The following is a 22494-nucleotide window of genomic DNA, read 5'->3' as shown; positions in this document are numbered from 1 at the left end:
GGAGCCCCCTTTTCGATAAGATGCACCAGAAGGCGTCCGTTTGAAACATGTCCTCTTCTCTGCGGTGCAGTGTGGTTGCGCTTCCAGAGAAATGGGTTCTTTGACGACGGGTCGGGGCCGCCGCCCATCCCATCAACGCCCCACAAAGGTGCGTTTCCGGAAATCTGACGCCCCTTTCGCTTTGCTGACGCCGGCGATGATGCGGTCGGAATCGGTGGTCCAGACGAAGCGCTTGGCCGTCCTGTTGTGCTCGGTGATGAAGCGGTGGATGGCAACCTGCAGGTCCACGATGCCGCAGAAGCTGCCGTAGCGCAGGCGTTTGGTTGTCAGCTTGGCGAAGAAGCCCTCCACCGCGTTCAGCCACGACGACGAGGTCGGGGTGAAGTGGAAGACCCAGCGCGAGTGCTTATCCAACCGGACGCTGACTTTCGGGCGCTTGTGGGTGGCGTCGTTATCCAGGATCACGTGCACCACCTTGCCGATCGACACCGCCGTCTCAACCACGTTGAGGAAGCGGATGAACTCCTGATGCCGATGCCGGGCCGCACACTGGCCGAGCACGGTGCCGCCCAGAACAGTGAGCGCGGCGAACAACGTGGTTGTGCCGTGCCGGGTATAATCGTGGGTGTGCGTCGCGGGCTGGCCCGTGGTCAGCGGCCGCCCCGGCTGGGTGCGTTCCAAGGCTTGGATCTGCGACTTATCATCGACCGCCAGCACCAGTGCGTGCTGCGGCGGGTCCATGTAGAGACCGACGTCTCGCGCGATCGCCCCGTTCAGGCGCGCGCCGTCGCTCAGCAGCGCGGCGGGCACCCGGGACCAGCTTTTGTGGCGTGTGGCCGCTGCGAACGAGACCATAGGCCATTCAGGGAACTGTTTTGCTTCAGACGGACTCGCTTCCAACGCACGCCCAGCCTTCAACGCCGCCTCTATCTCATTGAAGTGGTCGATGTATCGAAGCTTTTTGCATGGGTCGAGACGCTTTCCGCCATTGCCGATCAGCACCTCCCGAGCCGTGGGGCGGAACATCAGTCCAATTTTGGACGCATGTTCGGCGTCGTCAGCGTCAAGCAGAGACCGGATGTCTCCCATGACGTAGTTGTGAGCCTTTTCGAAATAGCGTGCGACGTCCAGGCTGTTGGCGCGAACAGGGCAGAAACCCAAGCTTCTGACGACCAGCGATGGCCACCACCCCTGGGAGGAGCACAAGATAGCCGCGTGTCGGGAGAAATGGGGGCCAGGAGCCCACGAACGCGTGGCGTTCGAGCCACTGCTGAACACAGGCCAGCGGGCAAGCGACGTGGCCGCTATGATGCGCCAGCACTATCGCGATGGAAACCATCAGCGTGAAGCAGAAGACGAACGAACGGCTGTGGATCCCGGCGGCGCAGGAGTCGGCCGTAGTGCTGGACCCGTGGCTGGAGTTGCACAAGCACATGGCAATGCTGCCCAGCCGGTTTCACAAGTTGATGACGCCGAACGGCTTCGTGCATTTCATGAGCGATGCGATCCGGGAAGCGGGCCTAGCGGACGATGTGCCCCCACGGCTCGCGCTACACCGCCGCCACGAGGTTCCACGGCCAGTCGCTTCGCGGGATCATGGTTGTGCGGCGGCGGCCGGTTCGACGGCGTGGCAACGCCACCCTCGTAACGGTCGATGAAATCAAGAACACGCTTGCGGAAAATGGGATGATTGTCGCAGTGCCAGATGCAGTTCTGGCCGAATCCGCCTTTTTCTGTCTGGGCGCTTGGAACCGGAAGGGTGCGGTCCTTTTCTGGAAGGCACACACCATTTTCCGCCAAGGTTTCGACGATGTGACGAATGGGATCGCCGTTGACAAACCATGCGGTTTCACCATCGGTGCCCTGTCCATACCGATGCAAAAAGGCATCCCTGTACCAACCCAACACATAGGAACGTTGGTCATTCGGATTGCGCGCGAACCGTACGACAAGAACGCCCTCCATCCCCAGCGCATCGAACACGGCGACGATCTTGGTGGTCAACCCGCCGCGGGAGCGGCCCGTAGGCCGCCCAGTTCTCAACCCGTTAGCAGGCGCGCGGGATCGTGTGACGGCGGGTCTCGTTGGCCTTGTACGGCATCCGGCTCTCGGCTTCAACGCGACGCCTCTATATCCGCCAAAACCACAACACCGGCAGCTTCCGAAGATTTAGGCGCCAACGTCCATCAGCCCTCATTTTTCCTTGTCTAATTCTGACGCAATACGGAGCTATATTCTTGTCGGGCCTCGATCACTTCGCCGACCTGATGGACAAGCCCCGTCGACTCCGAGGTGTTCTGAAGAACATGCAGCCCTTCACTCCGGAGTGCGGCATCGATGACGGTCAGAAGTGCGTCCCGGCAAGCCGCTTCCTCCGCGTAGTTCGGCACCCAATAGCGGACCGCGTACTCTATTCCCCCCAGCGTATAGGTGACCGCCAGAACGTCGGGGACCGGGCCCGTAAGCTTCCGATGGGCGGTCTGCGCCGCAGCTAACAGAACACGCTTCGCTTCCGCGACCGGTATGGAGTGGGGCAGACAAATACGCAACTGATCCCGATATTGGCGCTTCGGCTCGCTGTAGTTGACCAATTGCCGTTGTGCGATGCGGCTGTTCGGCAGGATAACGTGGGTTTGATTGCGCGTTAGAAGACGCGTTGTCCTCCAATTGATGTCAATGACCACACCGCTGACGCCGTTGTCGATTTTGAGCCAGTCGCCGATGCGGTATGAACGCTCCAGCCCCAAGGCGATTCCAAGAACGATGTCCGCGATGATGTTTCTCAACGCGAATCCAAGGATCGCGATGACGACGCCGGAGGTCGCGACGGACCCAGCGACAGCACCGTCCAACGCCAACGCGATGGTGCCCATAAGCGCGATGAGGAAGAACGCAACGGTCACGGACTCCTGAAGGAGCTTCGGCAGGCGACGTTGGTCCCGGCTGGTGCGTTCCAGGATCAGCACGACAAGACGGGCCGTCAGCCACGCGGCGGAAAAGCAGCTGGCGCCTCCCAGGACAACAGGCGCCATCGCCACCACGCTTTCGGGAGGCGCGCCGGCGACCTTCAAAAGCCATGGATGTCCGACAAGCAGTAACAGGCTGACGGCGACCATAACCATCGGCCAGATCAGGCGCGCGGTCATAGACGCGGTCAATGCGAGGCGTGTGCCCATCATCGGCAATGGTGTCGTTCCCTCGGCGTGCGAGCAAGGTAGGGGGGCCATTTGGTCCAAAGCTGTTGTCGAGCAGGTTAATGTCGGAAGCACCCCGATTGACCGGCGGCTCGAAGCCGCCAGCGCAAGGCTGGGGCAACTACCGGAGTCTCTGCTCCAGTTGCACCGGTTCGGCAGCCGATTCCCAAAGGTTTTGGGTCGCACGCTTCCGCATGGCGGCCTCCGGCTGATAGGCGATGTCATGCACAAACACGCGCATGAGTGCTCCATCCGCTCGCCGGTGAGGGAAGCAACCGCCGATGCGCAGACCGATCAACGCAGCGCCGAGTGGCGTGGTAACCGACACGCAGCAGCCGTTGGGTGTATAGCGCTCCGGGAACACCAGCACACGGGATTCCAGATCCGCTCCGTCGTAGGCGCGGAACACCACTCGGGAATTCATGGTCACGACATCCGGCGGAACGTCCTTGGCCGGGCAGACGGTCGCCCTTTTGACCTCCTTCTCCAGCAGCTCGGACATTGGGTGATACAGCGCCGCTGCTCGCTCCACCAATCTCTTCAACCGGCCCCAGTCGCGATCGCTCATAAGGACCGGCGGAAGAACCAGCCCTTCGTTGCAAACTGTGGACATGACCATCTCCCCATGTTGATGCTGGCACCGTGGAGTAAAGCCAAGGATTGGCGACACGGCTGATGGGAGGCGGGGCCTGCATAGTCCTGCCTGATCTCGCGAGCTGCATCGGGGACTCGTCCCCGCCGCGCGTTCAGACCGGCGTGCCGTTGCCCACTCCTGTATCACCTCGAAGCAGTTCGTCGCATTTCATGCGGGAGGGGGTGAATGCGCTTTCCAGCACCGGAATGGCCTTCAGCGGCTGGGCGTCGCCGCACATGAAGATGTCCAGCGCGGCGTAGCCCCGCTCCGGCCAGCTGTGGATGCTGATGTGCGATTCCGCCAGAACGGCAACGCCCGAGATGCCGCCGTTCGGCGTGAAATGGTGCAGGTGGATGTGCAGCAGCGTGGCACCGGCCACCTCGACCGCCTCGATCAGCGTGGCGCGGACATGCTCAAGATCGTCCAGCCGCTCGGCACCCCACAGATCGACGATCAGGTGGGTTCCGGCGAAGACCTTGCCGTCGCGCGCGATGAAGTGGTCCTTCCGGTCCTCCGCATCCTTGGCCCCAGCCCAAGGTCCCATTGGGATGTTGACCGGATCGGCTCTCGAACCCTCTCCCCGAGCGGTCCCGGATACCGTTGCCAGATCCGTTTCCAGCCGGATGAGAGCCGTGGATTTCATCAATTGAGTCCCCCTGTCGATTGTTCCTACCCTTGCACGAGCAAGGGATGTTCTGGTGTTCAGTTAATTTTAGGCGTCCGGCCTGAATGCGGCGGCCACCGTCAGGCGACGGGCGGCAAGGGCTTGTCGTCGTCCGGTGGTGTAGGCGCAAGATTGCTCGGCCGCTGCGTTCTCGGCCGGAAGGGCACAACTCGCGCCTCGCAGCTTCTGTCTTCGTCTTGCCGGTTCGACAGTGGGGGCCTCTCACAGTCCTTGGCCATCGGATCTCCTCCAGCATCCATGCTTCGCAGCCGACGGATCGACAGCGGTGGGAAACATTGGGGAATCGCCGGCGTTGTGGGTGGACGCGGCTTCAGCCCCCGGGAGCAGCAGGTTTTTGGAATGTGAGCCCCAGATGGATCAGGAGCGCTGCTACGCGCCTTAATCCGGGGCGAACGTGCCCGCGTGCACACGGCCTGCACGCAAAGAGAGTCGGGTCTGGAGGGCAGCGTTCATCATGGTGCCATGTTAATTGGCGACTATCCGTCTCAATTTCAAGGCTCAGGTGACGCTGGGAGCCGCGACCGGGAACCGCCAGCGAAACCGTGTTCCTCTACGCCGCACAATGAAAAAGGCTGGTAATCAACGAGCCGATCAGCCCATCGGTTTGCCGGATACCCACGGTCGAGTGGCGCGACTGCCCGCCACGGCTTCGACGCCGAGCCGGACACCGCCCCCTCCCCCACCACGCACCACGCTGGCAGACCCCGAAGAGCGGCCTGTCATCTGGATCGGGGTTTCGGTCCAGGACCACCGCCGGTCGGCGGGAGCAATCGCGCGGAAAAGCGTTAGCAACAGAACGATCCGAACGACGGCCGATGAGCCGGCATCACGCGCGGCATCCCGATGGCCCATGCCCAGCACCACAGCGAGGTCCAGCGGTCCGGCCAAGCCCCGGTACCGCCCCCGCCAACGACACCGCCCGCGACACCGGCGCGCGCCGGGCAGGTGGTGACCTGGAATCCCTGGATCGTGCGCGGGGCCGTCCTCGGCCTGGCGCTCCTCCTCGTGCTGGCCTTCTCGACCCGCTGGAACCGGTGGGTCGGCTCGGCCGGCCGGCAATGGACGAACGATGCCTACCTTCAGGCCGACGTCACGCCGATCGCCGCGCAGGTGTCGGGCACCGTGACGGCCGTACCGGTCGGAGATTTCCAGCGCGTGCGGGCCGGCGACACGCTGGCCGAGATCGCCGACGCCGACTACCGGGCCCGGGTGGCGCAAGCGGAGGGCGCCGTCGCTGCGGCGAAAGCCGCCATCGCCGTGCTGGACAGCCAGAAGCGCACGCAGCAAACCCAGCTCGATCAGGCGCAGGCCAACCTCAAGGGCCTGGAGGCGGAAGCGTGGCGCACGCGGTTGGAGCGCGAACGCCAGGGGGCGCTGATCGACGAGCGGCTGGCCGGCACGCCACAAGCCTACCAGCAGGCTGAGGCCGCGGAACGCCGCGCCGCCGCCGCGCTGGAGGCGGGTCACGCCCAGATCGAGCAGGAGAAGGCTCGGATCGAAGGGCTGGAGGCGCAACGCCGGCAGGCCGAGGCGACGCTGGCGCAGCAGGAGGCGGCACTCACACTGGCGCGCATCAATCTCGGTTACACCCGGATCACCGCGCCAGCCGACGGCGTGCTCGGGCATCGGCAGGTCCGCGTCGGTCAGTACGTCGCTCCCGGAACCCAAGTGGTCACGCTGGTGCCGCTGCCGGACGTGTGGGTCGTGGCGAACTACAAGGAGACGCAGCTCACCCACATGCGGCCTGGTCAGCCGGCGGCGGTGCGGGTCGACGCCTTTCCCGGTACGGAGCTGCGCGGCCGGGTGGTCGCCTATGCCCCCGCCACCGGCAGCCAGTTCGCCCTGCTGCCGCCCGAGAACGCCACCGGCAATTTCACCAAGATCGTGCAGCGCATCCCGGTGAAGATTCTCCTCGATCAGCCGAACCCGCTGGTGGACCGGCTGCGCCCCGGCATGTCGGTCGAGGCGACCGTGGACACGTCGGCGCCCGAGCCGACCGGCGGGGCGGCGCAATGAACGGCGCGGAGGGCCGTGCCGTGCCCGGCCGCCGGCTTCCCCGGCCGGTCTTCCATCGCTGGCTGCGCCCGGCCATCACCCATCACCCGTACGTCGGCATCCTCGGCGTGCTGCTGGGCGCGGTGATCGCCACGCTGACCACGCGCATCACCAGCCTCGGCCTCGCCGACATCCGCGGCGCCATCCACGCCGGCTACGACGAGGCCGCCTGGATCACCACCACCTACACGGTGGCGCAGATGCTCGTGGCGCCGCTCTGCCCGTTCCTTGGTGCGGTGTTCGGCCCTCGGCGCATTCTGCTGCCGGCATCGGCGGCGTTCGGGGTGGCGATGGTCCTGCTGCCGCTGACCGGCAGCCTCACCGGCGTGCTGGTCTTCCAGGCCATCGCCGGGCTGGCATCGGGGACCTTCGTCCCGCTCACCATCGGCTTCATCCTCCGCAACCTGCCGGCCCGCTTCATCGTCTACGGCATCGCCGTCTACGCGATGAACATCGAGCTGTCGCTGAACGTCGCCGCCTCGCTGGAGGGCTGGTTCTCCGAGCATTGGGGCTGGCAATGGATCTTCTGGGACACCGCGGTGCTCGCGCCGCTGATGTTCGTCTGCGTCCACCTCGGCATCCCGAAGGAACCGGTAAAGCGCGACCTGCTCAGCGGCGCCGACTGGTGGGGGATGGCCTACGCCAGCCTGGGCTTCGGGCTGCTCTATGCCGCCCTCGACCAGGGCAACCGGCTGGACTGGCTGAACTCCGGCGTCATCAACGGGCTGCTGCTCGGCGGCGCGCTGCTGGTCGGCGCCTTCCTGGTGCAGGAGCTCTCCTGCGCGAAGCCATGGTTCGACTTCTCCGTAATCTTCCGCGGCAACATACCGTTGCTCTGCCTGCTGTTGGTGATGATGCGGCTGGCGATGCTGTCCACCGCCTATCTGATCCCGCAATATCTGATCGCCGTGCACAATTTCCGGCCGCTGGAGGTCGGCGACGCGCTGCTGTGGATCGCCATGCCGCAGGTCCTGCTGGCGCCGCTGATCGGCACGCTGCTGCGCCACGTCGACCCGCGCCTCACCCTTGGTGCCGGCTTCGCCGCGGTCGGACTGGCCTGCTGGATGGCATCGCACCTCACCGCCGACTGGGTCGGGGAGACATTCCTGCCCTCGCAGATCCTCCAGGCCTTCGGGCAGTCGTTCGCCATGACCTCGCTGATCTTCTTCAACGTCCGCAACCTGAACCCGGCCCATATCCTGACGCTCGGCGCGCTGCTGCAGACGTCGCGCCTGCTCGGCGGCGAGCTTGGCGCCGCCTTCGTGCAGACCTTCTTGCGGGTGCGCGAGCAGTTCCACTCCTTCACGCTGGGCCTGCATGTGCCGGCGGGGGACCCGGCGGTGACGCGGCGCCTCGCCGGCACCGCCGCGCGCCTGCTCGGCCAGTCGGTCGGCGAACCGGAAGCGGCGGAGCGGGCGGCGGCGCTGCTGGCCCGCACGGTGCGCGGCCAAGCCTACGTGCTCGCCACCATCGACGGATTCGTGGTGATCGGCTGGTTGATCGTCGTCGGGCTGCTGCTGATCGCGTTGCTGCGTCCCGCTCCGGCGCCAGTCGCGGCTGCCGTTTCTTCGCCACCGCCCGACCACGCTGCGGCAGCGACGCGAAGCAGCGGCTGACGGCGTCGATGTCCGCCACCTTTGGGACCTGAGCGCGTCCCGGCTGTTCACACCGCATGATGCGATCGGAGTGAGCCAGGGGCACGGACAATCGGAACGCATGCTCCCGCCGGCAGGTGGCTGCCGGTATCGGCGCCGGCGTGGCAGTGGCTGTCGCCGGTCCAGCCATGGCGCAGCCCGATCAACAGCAGACCACCAGCCCCCGAAGCGAGCCGACCATGGATGATCCACGTTCGAAGCACCCAAAGCCTCCCTTCCGCGCGCAGCCGCAGCCTTAGCCCGGCCTGGCGCGCGACATGGACCCGAAGCCGGACCACGGTGAAACCAGCTACCGCGGATCGGGCCGCCTTGCCGGCCGCAAGGCCCTGATCACGCGCAGCACGCGCTCCCGCAGATCGGAGAAATAGGCTCGGGTCATCGCGATACTCTCCACAGTGGGCCAATCGCTTCAACAGCCCAGCCTCACCTCCGTTCTTCAGGAGCGACAGAAACCCGGTCCAAATCCCTGCCACCGTCTTCGCAACAGGCCCTAAAAGGCGGCCTTCCTCTGCCGGCCGCTTCACTCATGGCGCAGTGCCTGGATGGGGTCAAGATGGGCCGCGCGGCGGGCCGGGACGTAGCCGAAGACGACTCCAACCATGGCGGAGAAGCCGAACGCCACCAGGATGATGAAGGGATCGACGAGGAACGGGACGTTTAGCGCGGCCGTCGCCAGCACCGCCAGCCCGAGTCCGAGAAGGATTCCGATGATGCCGCCGAACAGGGAAAGCACCATCGCCTCCACCAGGAACTGCAGCAGCACCTGCTCCTCCAGGGCGCCGATGGCGAGGCGGATGCCGATTTCCCGCGTCCGCTCGGTCACCGACACCAGCATGATGTTCATGATGCCAATCCCGCCGACCAGCAGGCTGACCGCCGCCACCGCGCCCAGCAGACCGGTCAGCACCGCCGTCGCACCGGCGGTGGCCTGCACCACCTGCTTCATGTCGCGGACGGAGAAGTCGTCCTCCTTGCCGGTGGTGATGTTGCGCCGTTCCCGCAGCAGGCGTTCGATGTCGGTCTGCACCTTGGCCGTATCGACCCCGTTCCGGGCCGATACGTAGACGCGCATGATGTCCATGTTGCCGGCGATCCGCCGCTGGAAGGCACGGATCGGCATCAGCACCGTGTCGTCCAGGTCGGTGCCGAAGCTCGACTGCCCCTTCGCCTCCAGAAGGCCGATCACCTCGCAGGAGACGTTGTGGACGCGGATGTCCTGACCAATGGGGTCGGCGGAGCCGAACAGCTTTTCCCGCACGGTCTGGCCGATGACGCAGGCGGCGCGGCCGGCGCGCTCCTCGCCTTCGAAGAAGCCGCGCCCCCGTGCCAGCGCCCAGTCCTGGGCGACGAAGTAGGCGCTGTCGGTGCCGGTCACCACCGTGTTGCGGTTCTCCGTCCCGTAAATCACCGCCACCGATTTCTGCGCTATAGGGGCGACCGCCTGCACACCGCGCAGCTGTGCCCGCATTGCTTCGATGTCTCGGCTGTTGAAGGATCTGGCGTCGGAACTGGCGCGTCCGGGGCCGACCTGTCCGGGCAGCACGAACAGCAGGTTGGTGCCGAGCTTGGCAAGGTCGGCGGTGATCCGGGCGGTGGTGCCGTTGCCAACGGTCACCATGGCGATCACCGCCCCAACGCCGATGATGATGCCGAGCACGGTGAGGAAGGAGCGCAACGCGTTGCGGCGGATCGCCTGAAGCGCGAGCTTGACGGCTTCAAGGAGCATCAGGCAGCCCTTTCGCTGGGGGCATCGCTGTCGATGCGACCGTCCACAAAGCGGATGATGCGCCGCGCGAAGGCCGCCATGTCCGGCTCGTGCGTGACCATGATGACCGTGATGCCTTGTTCACGGTTCAACCGCACCAGCAGGTTCATGATTTCCAGGCTCATCCGCGTGTCGAGGTTGCCGGTCGGCTCGTCGGCCAGCAGGACTGCGGGGTCGGTGACGGTGGCGCGGGCAATGGCGACGCGCTGCTGCTGCCCGCCGGACAGCTCGCCGGGCGTGTGATCCTCGCGGCCCTCCAACCCGACGCGGGCCAGCGCACCCAGCGCAAGCCGGCGGCGCTCCGCCGGGGCCATGCCGCGGTAGATCAGTGGAAGCTCCACATTCTCCACCGCGCTGGTGCGGGCCAGCAGGTTGAAGCCCTGGAAGACGAACCCCAGGTAGCGGCGGCGGAGCAGAGCGCGGCGGCGGCGATCCAGCCGGCCGACATCGACGCCCATGAACCGGTACGTGCCGGAGGTCGGCGTGTCGAGGCAGCCGAGGATGTTCATCGCCGTGGATTTGCCGGACCCCGATGGCCCCATGATCGCCACGAACTCCCCCCGGTCGATGCGCAGATCGACCGCGTTGAGCGCCGGGACGGCGGCGAGGCCGGTGCCGAAGACCTTGCTCACCCCCTCGAACGCGATAAGCGGTGGTGGCGGCTCACCGTCTCTGGGCATGGTGGGCTCCTCATGACTTCGGTGCCGTGTCCACGATCACCGCACCGCCTTCCGCCAGGTCGCCCCGAAGGATCTCGGTGCTGCGGCCGTCGCTCGCCCCGGTGACGACCGGCATCTCGACGGGCGCGCCGTCGCGCAGCGTCCACACGGCGCGCGATGGACCGCCGGGTTCGTGCCGGCTGGGCGGGCGGAACTGCGGCATGCCGGGCATCATCCGCCTCAGCAGGTCGCCACCTCCCGCCGGCTCCGCCGGGGGCGTGAAGCGCAGGGCGGCGTTGGGCACGAGCAGCGCGCCCGATACGTCCTGGACGCCGATCTCCGCCGTCGCGGTCATGCCCGGACGCAGCAGCATCGCGCTGTTGTCCACCGTGAGGATGGCCTTGTAGGTGACGACGCCCTGCACCGTTTCCGAGGCGTAGCGCAGTTCGCGGATCACGGCGGGGAAGTGGCCGTCGGGGTGGGCATCGACGGAAAAGTGGGCCGACTGCCCCTCCCGCACCTTGCCGACGTCGGCCTCGTCCACATCGACCTGCACCTCCATCCGGCGCAGATCCTCGGCGATGGTGAACAGCACCGGCGCTTGCAGGGTGGCCGCGACCGTCTGGCCAGGATCAACGTTGCGCTTCAGGACGATGCCGTCGATGGGCGAGACGATGCGCGTCTTTTGAAGATTGGATTCGCTGAGCGTCAGCTCGGCCTCGGCCATCCCGACGTCCGCCCGCGCGCTCTCCAGCGCCGCCACCGCCCGGTCGCGGAGCGCCCTCGCCACGTCCAGATTCTGGAGCGTGCCAATCCGGGTGCGGGCCAGTGCCTGCTTGCGGTCGAGATCCCGTTCCGTCTCGACAACGGTGACCTCAGCCTGGGCGACCTTCGCTTTGGCGGCGGCCAGCTTGGCGCGGGCGCTGTCGACACTTGCCTGGAACTTGTCGGTGTCCAGTTCCGCCAGCAACTGGCCGGTGGTGACCATGCTGTTGAAGTCGACGAAGACCCGGCGCACGGTGCCGGACAACTCGCTGGAGACCTCGACTTGACTGGTCGGCTGCACGCTGCCGGTGGCGGTGACGATGACATGCAGGTTGCCGCGGACCACCGGCTCGGTTACGTAGCGGACGACGGCAGTGGAGGAGCGGAGCAGGGTGTAGGCGGCCGCAGCCAGCAGTGCCGCCAGAACGAGGACCAGGAGCCATTTGACCCCGGTGCGCGTCGCGCTCGGCGAACGCTGAGACGGGCCATCCAGCCCCAGCAGCGCATCGACGTCCGTTGCCGGCTCTCGTGGCAAGAGTCCAGTCATCGCGACCTCCTCCGCCCGACCTCTTCCGCCATGTCCCTCCGACAAGGATCGCCTTGGTCGACGGCAAACGCCATGACATGCATCAACCGACGGCAGGGACCCGAACCGATGGTTGTCAGGCGGTATTCAATTTACGCGGTACAGTGCCCTCCCATCCACCGCGCAAAAGTTCGCTCATAAAGCAAACCGCAGTGCCTCCGCATTGCGTAGTCACCGGCGACGTCGGTGGAAGCTCCACCGCCTCGGTGCAACACCGTCTCTGCAAAGCGATAAACGCTACGCATCATCGCAGATAAAGACTTTGGCAGACGAAAGGCGCACAAACAGGTGTCGGCGCTGCTGTCGGCGTATTGGAAGCAACTCATAGAGAAAGGTTTCGATGGGTTTCCAGACCGAGACCCATCCCAAAATGACGAAGCTCTCTTGCAAAATCCGGGTCATGGGACGAGCCGGAAAGTTGTGGGTGATCTGCCACGCCAGGAAGAGGCAGATGGACAGCGTCACGAAGCCGATCAACGCCGCCTGTCGCCACGTCCGGATCGCCTCGTGGAGCCGTTTCGTTTCGGCGGCGGCACAGGCGGCAAAATGGCCGGTTAGAGCGGTCGCGATGTCAAAAGACGGGCGTCGCGTCAGGTTCCTGGCCGGCAGATGAATGACGATGCGCACCGGATGGTCGTCCGGCTGTTCCTTCACTTTGTTCAGGAAATAGGCCTCCGCGTCCGCGGTCAGGTTGCCCTCGCGGAAGGGCGACGGATCAAGGCTGCGAAACAATTGCGAAAGGTCGCGCAGCGTGACGTCGATGTCACCGCCTCTGCTGTCCGCTCGCATCGCTGTCCCGGCGTCCATGGCCGTGCGCTCCGGGCTGGTCATGCCGTCGATGGCGGAAGCGGCGACCGTTCCCGCGCCATCTCCCGGCCGCCGAACCACGCCACGTAGAGCGTCGGCAGGAACACGAGCGTCAGCAACGACGCGACGAGGAGGCCACCCATGATCGCGAAGGCCATCGCTCCCCAGAACACCGTGAAGGCTATGGGGATCAGGCCGAGCACCGTGGAGGCGGCGGTCAGCATGATCGGGCGGAACCGGGAACCGCTCGCCTCGATCACGGCGTCGACGAGGCCGCGTCCGGCGCCGCGCTCCGCCTCGATCTGCTGGATCAGGATGACCGCGTTCTTCGCGATCATGCCGACGAGCGCCAACACCCCCAGAATGGCGACGAATCCGAGTGGCTGGCCGGAGACCAGCAACGCCAGAACGACACCGATCAGGCCGAGCGGCACCACGCTCAGCACGATGAACAGGCGCTGGAAACTGCGGAGCTGGACCATCAGCACGGTCAGGACGAGCAGCATCATCAGCGGAACGACGGCGAAAACCGACGCGCGGCTTTTGGCGCTCTCCTCGGCGATGCCGCCGACTTGGATGCGGTATCTCTGCGGGAGGGAGGCGGACAGCTCCGTGACCTGGGGCGCCAGGGCGGCGATGGCGGTTTCCGGCAGAACGCCGGGCGCCACGTCCGCCTGCAGCGTCAGGGCCGGCAGGCGGCCGCGCCTCCACACCAGCGGCAGATCCTGGGCGTAGTCGAAGGACGCCAGCTGGTTCAGCGGCACGCTCCGCCCCTGCGGCAGGGGCACCGGCAGGCTGCGCAGCGTTTCCACGGACAACGCTTGCCCACGGGCATCCCGGGCCAGGACATCGATCAGATAGATCCTGTCGCGGATCGGCGTTACCGCGGTTCCGGAAACGGCGGCGTCCAGCATGGCGGCGACAGCGGCCGAACTCAGGCCCAGGCGCCGGGCCTCGTCCTGGTCGATCCGCACCCGCAGCTTGCGCGCGGTTTCCATCCAGTCGAAGTTGATCCGCTGCGCCTCGGGAGACGTCCCGACGACCTGCGCGAGCTTCAGCGCGATCTCACGCACCTCGCCCGGGTCCGGCCCCACGACGCGGTATTGGAGCGGCCATCCCACCGGCGGCCCGAGTTCCAGCGGGTAGACGCGGGCGACCGCGTTCGGGAACTCCTCCGCCAGCAGGGTCTCCAGCCGGGATTGCAGCCGCTCGCGCGCCGCGACGTCGGTGGTCACGACCACCGACTGGCCGATGAAGGGGTTGGCGAGCTGCACGTTCAGCGGCAGGTAGAAGCGGATCGCGCCGCGCCCGACATAGCTGCTCCAGCGCTCCACGCCGGGCTCCCCGGCGAGCAGCGCGTCGAACCGCTCGACCGCGTCGCGCGTGGCGTGGATCGACGCGTTCTGCGGCAGACGCAGATCGACCAGCAGCTCGACCCGGTCCGAGGGCGGGAAGAACTGCCCCGGGACGAGGCCCAGCCCCATGATCGCAAGGACGAACAGGCCGAGCGTCGTCGCGATCGTCAGTCCGCGGGTCCGGATCGCCGCGTCCAGGGCACGGCGGTACAGCCTCAGCACGGCGCCGGGCCGGTCGCCCCGGCCCGGCTTGGGCGGTTGCAGCAGCATCGTGCCCAGGACGGGCGCAAAGACGGTCGCGACGAGCCATGACGCGATCAGCGCGATGCCCACGACCGCGAAGATGGAGAAGGTGTACTCGCCGGCCGAACTCTGCGCGAAGCCGATGGGCACGAAGCCGGCGATGGTCACCAGCGTCCCGGACAGCATGGCGAAGGCTAGGGTCTTGTAGGCGTACACGGCGGCGACCTCCATCCGGTCGCCGGCGGCCAGCCGCCGCGTCATCGCGTCGACGGTGGTCAGGGCATCGTCCACGAGCAGGGCGAGCGCGATGATCAGCGCGCCCAGCGAGACGCGCTGGAGATCGATGCCGGCCAGGGCCATCACGGAAAAGACCATCGCCAGCGTCAGCGGAATCGTGATCGCCACGACGGCGCCGGCGCGCAGGCCGAGCGCGATGAAGCTGACGACCAGCACGATGACGATGGCCTGCCACAGCGAGGTGACGAAGTCCGAGATCGCCTCGTCCACCGTGCGCGCCTGGTCCGCCACCGGATGCGCCTCGATCCCCACCGGCAGGTCGGCTTTGACCCGCGCCATCTCCGCCATGACGTTCCGCCCCAGCGCGAGGATGTCGCCGCCCGGCCGCATCGCGATGGCAAGCCCGATGGCCGGTTTGCCGTTTACCCGGAACAGGGGCTGCGGCGGGTCGGCAAAGTCGCGGTGCACCTCGGCCACGTCGCGCAGGCGCAGCATGCGGCCTCCGGCCACGAAATTGACGTCGAGGATGTCCTGCTCGGAGCCGAAGGCGCCCGACACCTGCAGGGACAGCGCTTCCTTTCCGGTGCGCAGCACGCCGGCCGGCCGTACGGCGTTCTGCGCCTGAAGCGCCGCCACCAGCGCGCCGGGCTCCACGCCCAGCCCGGCCAGCGTTTCCAGCGAGAAATCGACGTGGATGCGTTCGTCCTGCTCGCCCAGCAGCTCGATCTTCGCGACGTCCGGGACGAGCAGCAGGCGCGACCGGACGTCCTCGACCGTGTCGCGCAGTTCGCGATGGGTGAAGCCGTCGGCGGTGAAGCCGTAGATGATGCCGAACGTGTCGCCGAAATCGTCGTTGAAGCCGGGACCGAGCACCCCCCGCGGAAGGGTGTGGCGCATGTCCCCCACCCTCTTGCGCACCTCGTACCAGGTGTCGGACACCGTGCGGCCGTGGGCACTCCCCACCAGATCGACGAAGATCACGCTGGTGCCGGGGACGGTGTAGCTGCGCAGCGTGTCGAGGTTCGGCACCTCCTGGAGGGTCCGTTCGATCCGCTCGGTCACCTGCTGGAGCGTCTCGTCCAGGGTGGCGCCCGGCCATTGCGCCTGCACCACCATGGTGCGGATGGTGAAGACCGGATCCTCCGCCCGGCCGAGATTCAGAAACGAGACGGTGCCCGCCACCATGACCCCGATCATCAGGAACAGGACCAGGGAGCGGTTGCGGATCGCCCAAGCGGAGAGATTGAAGCCGCTCATGGGCTTGCTCCGATGGGGCCGTCCCCCAGGATGCGGACCTTCTGGCCCGGCCGCAGCGCCTGCACGCCCGCCGTCACCACGATCTCGTCGGTTTCCAGGCCGCGTGCGACGACGACCCGGGCGAGGTCGTAGCGTTCGAGGTCGATGTTGCGCAGCGCGACGGTGTTCGTCGCCCGATCGACGATCCAGACCGCCGGCTGCTGGTTCGCCTGCGTCAGGGCGGTGGCCGGAATCTCGATGCCTCCGCCGCCGCCGACCTGGATTGACCCGTTGACGGTCGAACCGAGCCGCATCGCGTCCGGCGGGTCCTGAAGGCCGATGCGGACCTTGAAGGTGCGGGTGACCGGATCGGCCTGAGGCGCCACCTCGCGCACCCGGCCGGCGGCGCGCACGGCGGGGTCGGACACCAAGGCCACCGTGACAACGGGGTTGGTGGGCGCGTTCCGGATCACCGAGGCCGGCACGTCGAACACCGCATCGCGCCCGCCCTGGCGGGCCAGATGCACGACCATGCGGCCGGCCGCCACCACCTCACCGGTTTCGGCCCCCCGCGCGGTAACCGTGCCGACGCCGTCCGCCACAAGCTCCGTGTAGCCCAGCCGGTCCTGCGCGATGTCGAACTGCGCCTGCGCCGCATCGACCTGCGCCTGGGCGGCCTTCAGCGCCTGCGCCGCGGCGTCGTAGCGCGCGCGGGTGGTCCAGCCCTGGCGCAGGAGGGTTTCCTGCCGCTCGTAGTCGTTGCGTGCCAGCGTCTGTTGCCCCATGGCTGCGGTCAGGTCCGCCCGCGCCGCGCGCAGGGCGTTGCGGGCCGGTTCCGGGTCCAGACGGGCGATCACCTGGCCCGCCTCGACCGTATCGCCGACGTTCACCAGCCGCTCGATCATCCGCCCGTCCACGCGGAACGAGAGGCTGACCTCGTCCTGCGCCTGGATTTCGCCGGGAAGCGACAGCGTCTCGCCGGCCTCGTGCCTTTCGGCCGCCGCCACCCGCACGGGGCGGACCGGGTCCGCGACGGTCTCTTCACCGGAGTTGCACGCCGCGAGCAGGGCCAGCGACGCGAAGACGGGCAGCACCCGTCCGATGACGACGCGTTCGGCTCGACTGCGGTTCAGGCTGCTGTTCATGGGAGGCTCCCATTCCCGCCATGCCGGCGTTCCCGTTTAGAATCCGAAGTTCCTGAGCAGGCCGGCCAGCACGATCAGGACCACCAGCGCGATCATCGGTATGGCGGCGGCGACGACGAAGACGTCGCCGTAGGCGTCCCGGTGGCTCAGCCGGCACACGGTGAGGAGCGTGATGACGGCGCCGTTGTGCGGCAGCGCGTCGAGAGCGCCCGAGGCGACCGCCGTCACCCGGTGCATCACGTCGAGCGAGACGCCGGTCGTGTGCGCCATGTCCACGAAGGTCGGGCCGAGCGCGTCCAGCGCGATGCTCATGCCGCCCGAGGCCGATCCCGTCATCGCGGAAAGCACCGTCACCGACACCGCGGCCGACACCAGGGGATTGCCCCCGCCCAAGGCCAGGACCGCTTGGCTGATGGCGTCGAAGACGGGAAGTGCGGCAATCACCGCGCCGAATCCGACGAGGCTTGCGGTGTTGAAGATCGGCAGAACCGAGGCATCGGCCCCCCGGTCCAGGCTCGTGCGCAGGTCTTCCAAGCGGCGCCAGTTGCCGGCGATCAGCAGGAGGATGGCGACGAACAGCGACACGATGACCGCCCACACGCCGCGCACGGTCTCGATGGTCGTGGCCCCGAACCGTGGTTCGGCGAGGAAAGCCGTGTCCAGCCGGGGGACGATGACCTGGATGAACAGGAAAATTGCTGACAATCACCACCACGATCGGCAGCACCGCCAGGACCGCCGGGGGCAGGGCTTCGACGTTGGGGGCGCTTGCCTGGGCGGGCGTGGGGGAAATCTCGACGATGTCGAAGCCCTCGCTCTGCGCGCGTTCGCGCGTCGTCCGGTCCAACTCCGGCGCGCTGTCGACGTGATCGCCGTAGCCTTCGCCAACGGCCCGTGCGCGGGCGGCGCGGCCATTGAGCCACAGGACGCCCAGCAGGAGCATCACCAGCCCGGTCACGATCCCCAGGCCCGGCGCGGCGAACGCCGTGGTGCCGAGGAACGGCATGGGGATCGCGTTCTGGATCGCCGGTGACCCCGGCAGGGCCGACATGGTGAAGGTGAAGGCGCCGAGCGCGAGCGCGCCTGGGATCAGCCGCTTTGGAATTCCGGCGTCGCGAAACAGGGCGGCGGCGACCGGGTAGATCGCGAAGGCCACGACGAAGGCCGAAACGCCGCCGTAGGTCAGGACGGCGCAGCACAGCACCACCGAGACGACGGCGCGTTCCGGCCCCAGCCGGGCGCTGACCAGCCGGGCGAGGGATCGCGCCGACCCGGTGTCGTCCATCAACTTCCCGAAAATCGCCCCGAGCATGAACAGAGGAAAGAAGGAGGCGATAAAGGAGCCGGTGTTGGTCATGAAGATCTGGGTGTAGGCGCCGAGGATCGGCAGGCCGCCGGTGAGCAACGCCGCGAGCAGTGCGGTGGCGGGGGCGGCGATCAGCAGGGTCACGCCCCGATAGGCCAGCGCCATGAGCAAACCGAGCGCGACGAGGACGGCGGCAAGATCGATCATGATGTTCGCTCCAACCGGGGCTCCATTGGGGGCTCCATGCGATGACCGCTCGGTTCAGGCCGGCTCGGGGTAGCGCGCGTCGTAGGGGTAGCGGGGGAAGTCCGCGCCGAGCCGTCGCCAGTCGGTCAGCCAGCGCTCCGTCACCGTCCGTCCCTCCTCGCGGAGCGTCGCGAAATAATCCGGGCTACGGTTGAACTTCGACGTGTGCTTGAGGCCCCAGGCGGTATCGCGGGTCATCTTGATGGTGCGGACCGCGACGATCTTGCGGTTGTTCAGTGGCGGATGGCTGTCCCCGTATCGTTCGATCCAGTGGTTGATCGTCATGATGCCGTCCAGTTCCTGGTTCAGCGACAGGTTGCCGGCCAAGTCGTTCTCCCGGTCCCGGATGTCCTCTAGACCGATGTTCGGGGAGGCTGGCTGGAACTCCTGCGGGTTGATGCGCACGATCCAGATTTCGTCCGGCTTTTCGTCCTTCGTTTGCCCATCGAGAAGGTCGCGCACCGGCGGATTGCGCGAATACAGCCCGTCCCAATAATACCCGCTGCGGGTGACGGTCCGGCCCGGCACGCAGGTCGGAAACACCATGTTGGGGATGACCTGCGCCGGCAGGACCTCCGGAAGCGTTCCCGATGCCGCGACGCCGTCCAGCGAGATCGCCCGGCGCATGCGCCAGCGGGTGATGTCGTACTGGTTGATCGCCCGACCGTCGGGACGCAGGCCCATCTGTTCGAGCGTCTTTTCGGAATCGAACACTTCGAAGTTGCCGCTGAGGACCTCGATGGCGCCGGCGAGAATCCGGATGTCGGCCTTGGCCAGCCGCGCCCAGTCGATCGCATCGAAGTTCGGGCACAGATCCTTCAGCAGGTCCGGAAACCCGAGATACTGGGGACGCGCCCCCATCATGGCGAGGCCGGTCAGCCCGAGCTTTCCGCAAGCCGCGTACGGATTGGGTTCCGGCAGCGGCAAGCCCTGCGACTTCCAGTCCAGAAGGGCGCCGATCATCTGGTTGTGGGCGGCCTCCACCGGATTGGCAGCGGCGAAGGTCGTCCAGAGGAAATCCAGGCGCTCGATGGCCTTGTCGATGGTGCCGCAGGCCGGATCGGCGGTGTTCGGGACCAGGCCGTACCAGGTCGCGAGCGCGCACAGCGCGCCGGCCGACGTGCCGCTCATCGCAATGATGTCGAAGGTGTCGCCGCCCTGCGGGTTGGCGTCCCACCGCTTTTTCGTCGCCAGAATGGTCCTCAGCACGCCCCAGGTGAACGCCGCATGCGTTCCTCCGCCCTGGCAGGCGATCGCGACCTTTCTGGCGGTCGTGTTTCTGCTGGCCATGTCGTCACCGCCTTCCTGTGTCGGCCTGGTCGTGGCGAAGCGCCTGACGGGATGACGCTTGGGTCAGCGGTTCCTCGATGCGGCGAATCAGGTAGGGGAAGAAGGGGTTGGACGACATGCGGAGCAGGGAGTCCATGCTGACGATCAGCGCCCCGCGCTCGCCGCGGGCGGCCACCGCGCCCAGGTGGATGCCGAAGTCCTCCGTCGGATCGGGCTGCAGGCCGTAGAGGGAATCGTTTGTCGGAAACGGAAGGGCGACGTGCGACAGCGAATAGACGTCGAACGGATAGACCAGCCCCAACTCGTTCACCTGCTCCGTATCCGCGCCGGCTTCCGTGACGCGCTCGACGACCTCTGGGCGGTCCGCATCGGCGTTGGTGATGATCGTGGTCCGGAATCGCCGGGGCGGATCGGGCAGGACGCGCGCCAGCATGGTGTCCGACGCCGAACTCAGGAGCGGGCCGAACTTGGTGTTGCGGTTCACGTCGAAGAGCACCAGTTCGCTGCCGTTGGCGGGCAGATGGGCGTACAGGCCGGACAGGATCGCGCGCGTGCTGACGGTGAAGTCCATCACCGACTGGAACGTCAGGATCGGCGGCAACTCGGCCAGTCGGCCGTCGGCGGCGCGGCTCGCCACCTTGCTTTGGAGGGCGGAGGTCAGAAGGTGTGACTGCCGCGCGCCGTTGACCGGAAAGGAATTGTATTTGAAGGGATTGAATTCCGGCACGACGCTGAGCCACGCGGCCTTCGCGAACGGCGGAAACATCGCGGGCAGGCCGGCCAAACCGGCGAAACGCGCGAAGGCGGTGATCCCGATCATCGGCGAGATCAGCGTGATGCGGTCGGGCCTTCTCAGGCCTGTGTCGTCGAGGGCATCGAGCGCATACATCATGGCGAGCGCGCCGCCGTTGGAAAACCCGACGATGTGGAACGGCTGCGTCGGACCGATGCGCCGCTGCGCTTCCCGCGCCGCCAGCCGGGTTGCCGCCAACCAGTCCTCCCAAGCGATGTCGGTCAAGCCCGCGGGAACCGTGCCGTGACCAGGCAGCCTGATGGCGATCGCGACGTAGCCGAGCGCCCGATAAAGGCGGGCGATGTGGCGGAGGCTGTAGGGGGAATCGGTCAGTCCATGAAGGAAGAGGACCGCTCCTCTGACGGTACCGTCAGGCTCCAGCAGGTACGAACGGTTCCAGTCCTGAGGGAACCGGCCCGGATAGATCGGGCTTCCATCGAAATACCGGTTGACAGGAACGCGCTCCCCTGGGGGCAGCTTCTGCGTCACCTCGGCGCGCACACTGTCGAAGATGGCGGCCTCAGACATCAGGTATTCGGTCCACCCGCTGCGGTCCAAGTCCTTCCTGTGGAGTTCCTTGGGCACGAAGGTGTGCCAGGCCTCAAGCTGCGGTCCACGCTGCGAATCATAGGCGCGGACAACCAACAGAACCGCGGCACTCAGAGCGAGCAGCGCAATCACCCGCCAGGCAAATTTCCGTGCCCATTTTCGCATAAAGTCATGCTTTCCAACGTGAATGCTTTCGTTTCATCCTGCTAAGCGTGGCGGTAGGACTGAAGAGGCTTCGGCTGGAGTGAACAAAGGCGAACCGAGGCACGATCACAGTCATGGCCGCCGCCATGGGACACGGGCGCGCGGATCAACAACCCCAGCCATTTCGCGCAGGCTTAGAGGAAATTAGCGCGCAAACTATGCTGCAGTGCGGCTTGACTCAGGCATGGTATGCATTGGCCCATCGTAAAGAAAAGCTTCCATGCTGATTACTCCGCATCAGCATTTATTGCCCTGCCCGCACAACCTAATTCAGTTATGTGATTTGTCAGAGCGATTCTCTGGAAATGCTAAGCGGGCTCCCGAAAAGCGCTTCTGATATCTGAACGAATGGCTTGTTCTTTCCGGCGCGCCTTCTATGCACTCGGTGTCGATCCGCAAACCAACCGAAATTGGACGACAACAGAGGCCGTTCTCTGTACCTATCCGGTGAGTCTTTCAATTACCCACAAGCCGGGCGCCAACGGTCGCGCCCAGGAAGATGCCGGTCAGGCAAGGGGAGCATCCCCAACGCTAACTGGCCGGCTTCCGCGAGCACCTGCATACCGACGGCTATGCCGGGTCCGACGCCCCGTACGATGCCGGGGGCGCCCGGCCTGCTGCTGTCGCCGAAGTGGCCTGTATGGCTCACGTGCGTCGGAAGTTCTTCGACGAGCACGCCGAAACCGTCTCGCCCTTGGCCGCGGAGGCGCTAGTACTGCCTCAACGGTGATGTGAAGGCCGTCGTCCTGTTGGAAGCGAAAGCACCGATGGGAGGGCGGCCATGAGGAAGCATCGTGTGATGCTGACGGCGGAGGAGCGCGAGCAGCTTCGCCAGTTGCTGGCCCGCGGCAAAGCCGACGTGCGTAAGCTCAAGCACGCGCAGATCCTGGTGAAGGCGGACGAAGCCGCGGGCGGTGCGGCGTGGAGCGATGCCCGCATCGTCAAGGCACTGGAGGTCGGGCTGGCCCTTCAAGCAACTCATCGGCGAGACCGGGAGTATCCGGAATTTCGTGCTCGGTGGGGTTATCCTGAAGCGAAAGGAGCCCCTGCATGGCACGACGCAAAGAGGCCGTTATCCCGGACGC

At 66.5% G+C, this 22494-nt stretch carries 16 protein-coding genes and 3 pseudogenes; 4 read left to right on the top strand and 15 right to left on the bottom strand.

Annotation, left to right across the window (positions count from 1 at the left end):
- Positions 1-132 precede the first annotated feature (132 nt).
- The 5 genes from J2852_RS31870 to speD form a co-directional block, all read right to left on the bottom strand.
- Positions 133-855 (bottom strand): IS630 family transposase, encoded by a 723-nt coding sequence (locus tag J2852_RS31870; protein WP_425514413.1) that lies wholly within the window; start codon positions 853-855, stop codon positions 133-135.
- A 636-nt stretch (positions 856-1491) separates the two neighbouring features.
- Complete coding sequence (locus J2852_RS30335; protein WP_209882884.1) at positions 1492-2004, bottom strand: hypothetical protein; 513 nt, start codon at positions 2002-2004, stop codon at positions 1492-1494.
- A gap of 203 nt (positions 2005-2207) precedes the next feature.
- Positions 2208-3146 carry a mechanosensitive ion channel family protein gene (locus J2852_RS30330; protein WP_209882883.1) on the bottom strand — a complete coding sequence of 313 codons (939 nt, stop codon included), beginning with the start codon at positions 3144-3146 and terminating at the stop codon, positions 2208-2210.
- Between the two features lie 169 nt (positions 3147-3315).
- Positions 3316-3807 carry a GreA/GreB family elongation factor gene (locus J2852_RS30325; protein ID WP_209882881.1) on the bottom strand — a complete coding sequence of 164 codons (492 nt, stop codon included), beginning with the start codon at positions 3805-3807 and terminating at the stop codon, positions 3316-3318.
- A gap of 133 nt (positions 3808-3940) precedes the next feature.
- Positions 3941-4372 carry an adenosylmethionine decarboxylase gene (speD, locus tag J2852_RS30320; protein WP_246500097.1) on the bottom strand — a complete coding sequence of 144 codons (432 nt, stop codon included), beginning with the start codon at positions 4370-4372 and terminating at the stop codon, positions 3941-3943.
- Between the two features lie 984 nt (positions 4373-5356).
- Here speD and J2852_RS30315 point away from each other — a divergent pair.
- Both J2852_RS30315 and J2852_RS30310 read left to right on the top strand, forming a co-directional pair.
- On the top strand, positions 5357-6529 hold the full coding sequence (locus J2852_RS30315) for an HlyD family secretion protein (protein WP_211112390.1): 1173 nt from the start codon (positions 5357-5359) through the stop codon (positions 6527-6529).
- A 20-nt stretch (positions 6530-6549) separates the two neighbouring features.
- On the top strand, positions 6550-8184 hold the full coding sequence (locus tag J2852_RS30310) for an MFS transporter (RefSeq protein WP_209882877.1): 1635 nt from the start codon (positions 6550-6552) through the stop codon (positions 8182-8184).
- 559 nt (positions 8185-8743) lie between these two features.
- Here J2852_RS30310 and J2852_RS30305 read toward each other — a convergent pair.
- The 10 genes and pseudogenes from J2852_RS30305 to J2852_RS30265 all read right to left on the bottom strand — a co-directional run bounded on the left by J2852_RS30305 (position 8744) and on the right by J2852_RS30265 (position 21337).
- Positions 8744-9949, bottom strand: coding sequence for an ABC transporter permease (locus J2852_RS30305; protein WP_209882875.1), 1206 nt, complete (start codon positions 9947-9949; stop codon positions 8744-8746).
- Entirely contained in the window at positions 9949-10668 is a 720-nt protein-coding gene (locus tag J2852_RS30300) for an ABC transporter ATP-binding protein (protein ID WP_209882874.1), read from the bottom strand. The genes J2852_RS30305 and J2852_RS30300 overlap by 1 nt, the downstream gene beginning before the upstream one ends.
- 10 nt (positions 10669-10678) lie before the next feature.
- Entirely contained in the window at positions 10679-11959 is a 1281-nt protein-coding gene (locus J2852_RS30295; protein ID WP_209882872.1) for an efflux RND transporter periplasmic adaptor subunit, read from the bottom strand.
- A 276-nt stretch (positions 11960-12235) separates the two neighbouring features.
- Positions 12236-12805, bottom strand: a complete 570-nt coding sequence (locus tag J2852_RS30290) for a hypothetical protein (protein ID WP_209882870.1) — start codon at positions 12803-12805, stop codon at positions 12236-12238.
- Between the two features lie 20 nt (positions 12806-12825).
- Complete coding sequence (locus tag J2852_RS30285; RefSeq protein ID WP_209882869.1) at positions 12826-15897, bottom strand: efflux RND transporter permease subunit; 3072 nt, start codon at positions 15895-15897, stop codon at positions 12826-12828.
- Positions 15894-17021 carry an efflux RND transporter periplasmic adaptor subunit gene (locus tag J2852_RS30280; protein WP_209882867.1) on the bottom strand — a complete coding sequence of 376 codons (1128 nt, stop codon included), beginning with the start codon at positions 17019-17021 and terminating at the stop codon, positions 15894-15896. The genes J2852_RS30285 and J2852_RS30280 overlap by 4 nt, the downstream gene beginning before the upstream one ends.
- 36 nt (positions 17022-17057) lie before the next feature.
- The gene (locus J2852_RS31865) at positions 17058-17726 is read right to left on the bottom strand and encodes a hypothetical protein (RefSeq protein ID WP_246500103.1); all 669 of its coding nucleotides are present in this window, start codon (positions 17724-17726) and stop codon (positions 17058-17060) included.
- A 40-nt stretch (positions 17727-17766) separates the two neighbouring features.
- A pseudogene (locus J2852_RS31860) lies at positions 17767-18492 on the bottom strand (SLC13 family permease); the annotation flags it as partial.
- Between the two features lie 96 nt (positions 18493-18588).
- Positions 18589-19863 (bottom strand): patatin-like phospholipase family protein, encoded by a 1275-nt coding sequence (locus tag J2852_RS30270; protein ID WP_209882865.1) that lies wholly within the window; start codon positions 19861-19863, stop codon positions 18589-18591.
- Between the two features lie 4 nt (positions 19864-19867).
- Positions 19868-21337, bottom strand: a complete 1470-nt coding sequence (locus tag J2852_RS30265; protein ID WP_209882863.1) for an alpha/beta hydrolase — start codon at positions 21335-21337, stop codon at positions 19868-19870.
- A gap of 571 nt (positions 21338-21908) precedes the next feature.
- Here J2852_RS30265 and J2852_RS30260 point away from each other — a divergent pair.
- A pseudogene (locus J2852_RS30260) lies at positions 21909-22121 on the top strand (IS66 family transposase); the annotation flags it as partial.
- Between the two features lie 69 nt (positions 22122-22190).
- A pseudogene (locus J2852_RS30255) lies at positions 22191-22494 on the top strand (hypothetical protein); the annotation flags it as partial.

Origin of the sequence: Azospirillum soli (genome assembly GCF_017876165.1) — a bacterium.
Lineage (GTDB): Bacteria > Pseudomonadota > Alphaproteobacteria > Azospirillales > Azospirillaceae > Azospirillum > Azospirillum soli.
Note: the sequence above shows the minus strand (reverse complement) of the source record. Positions and strands in the feature narration are given on the sequence as shown.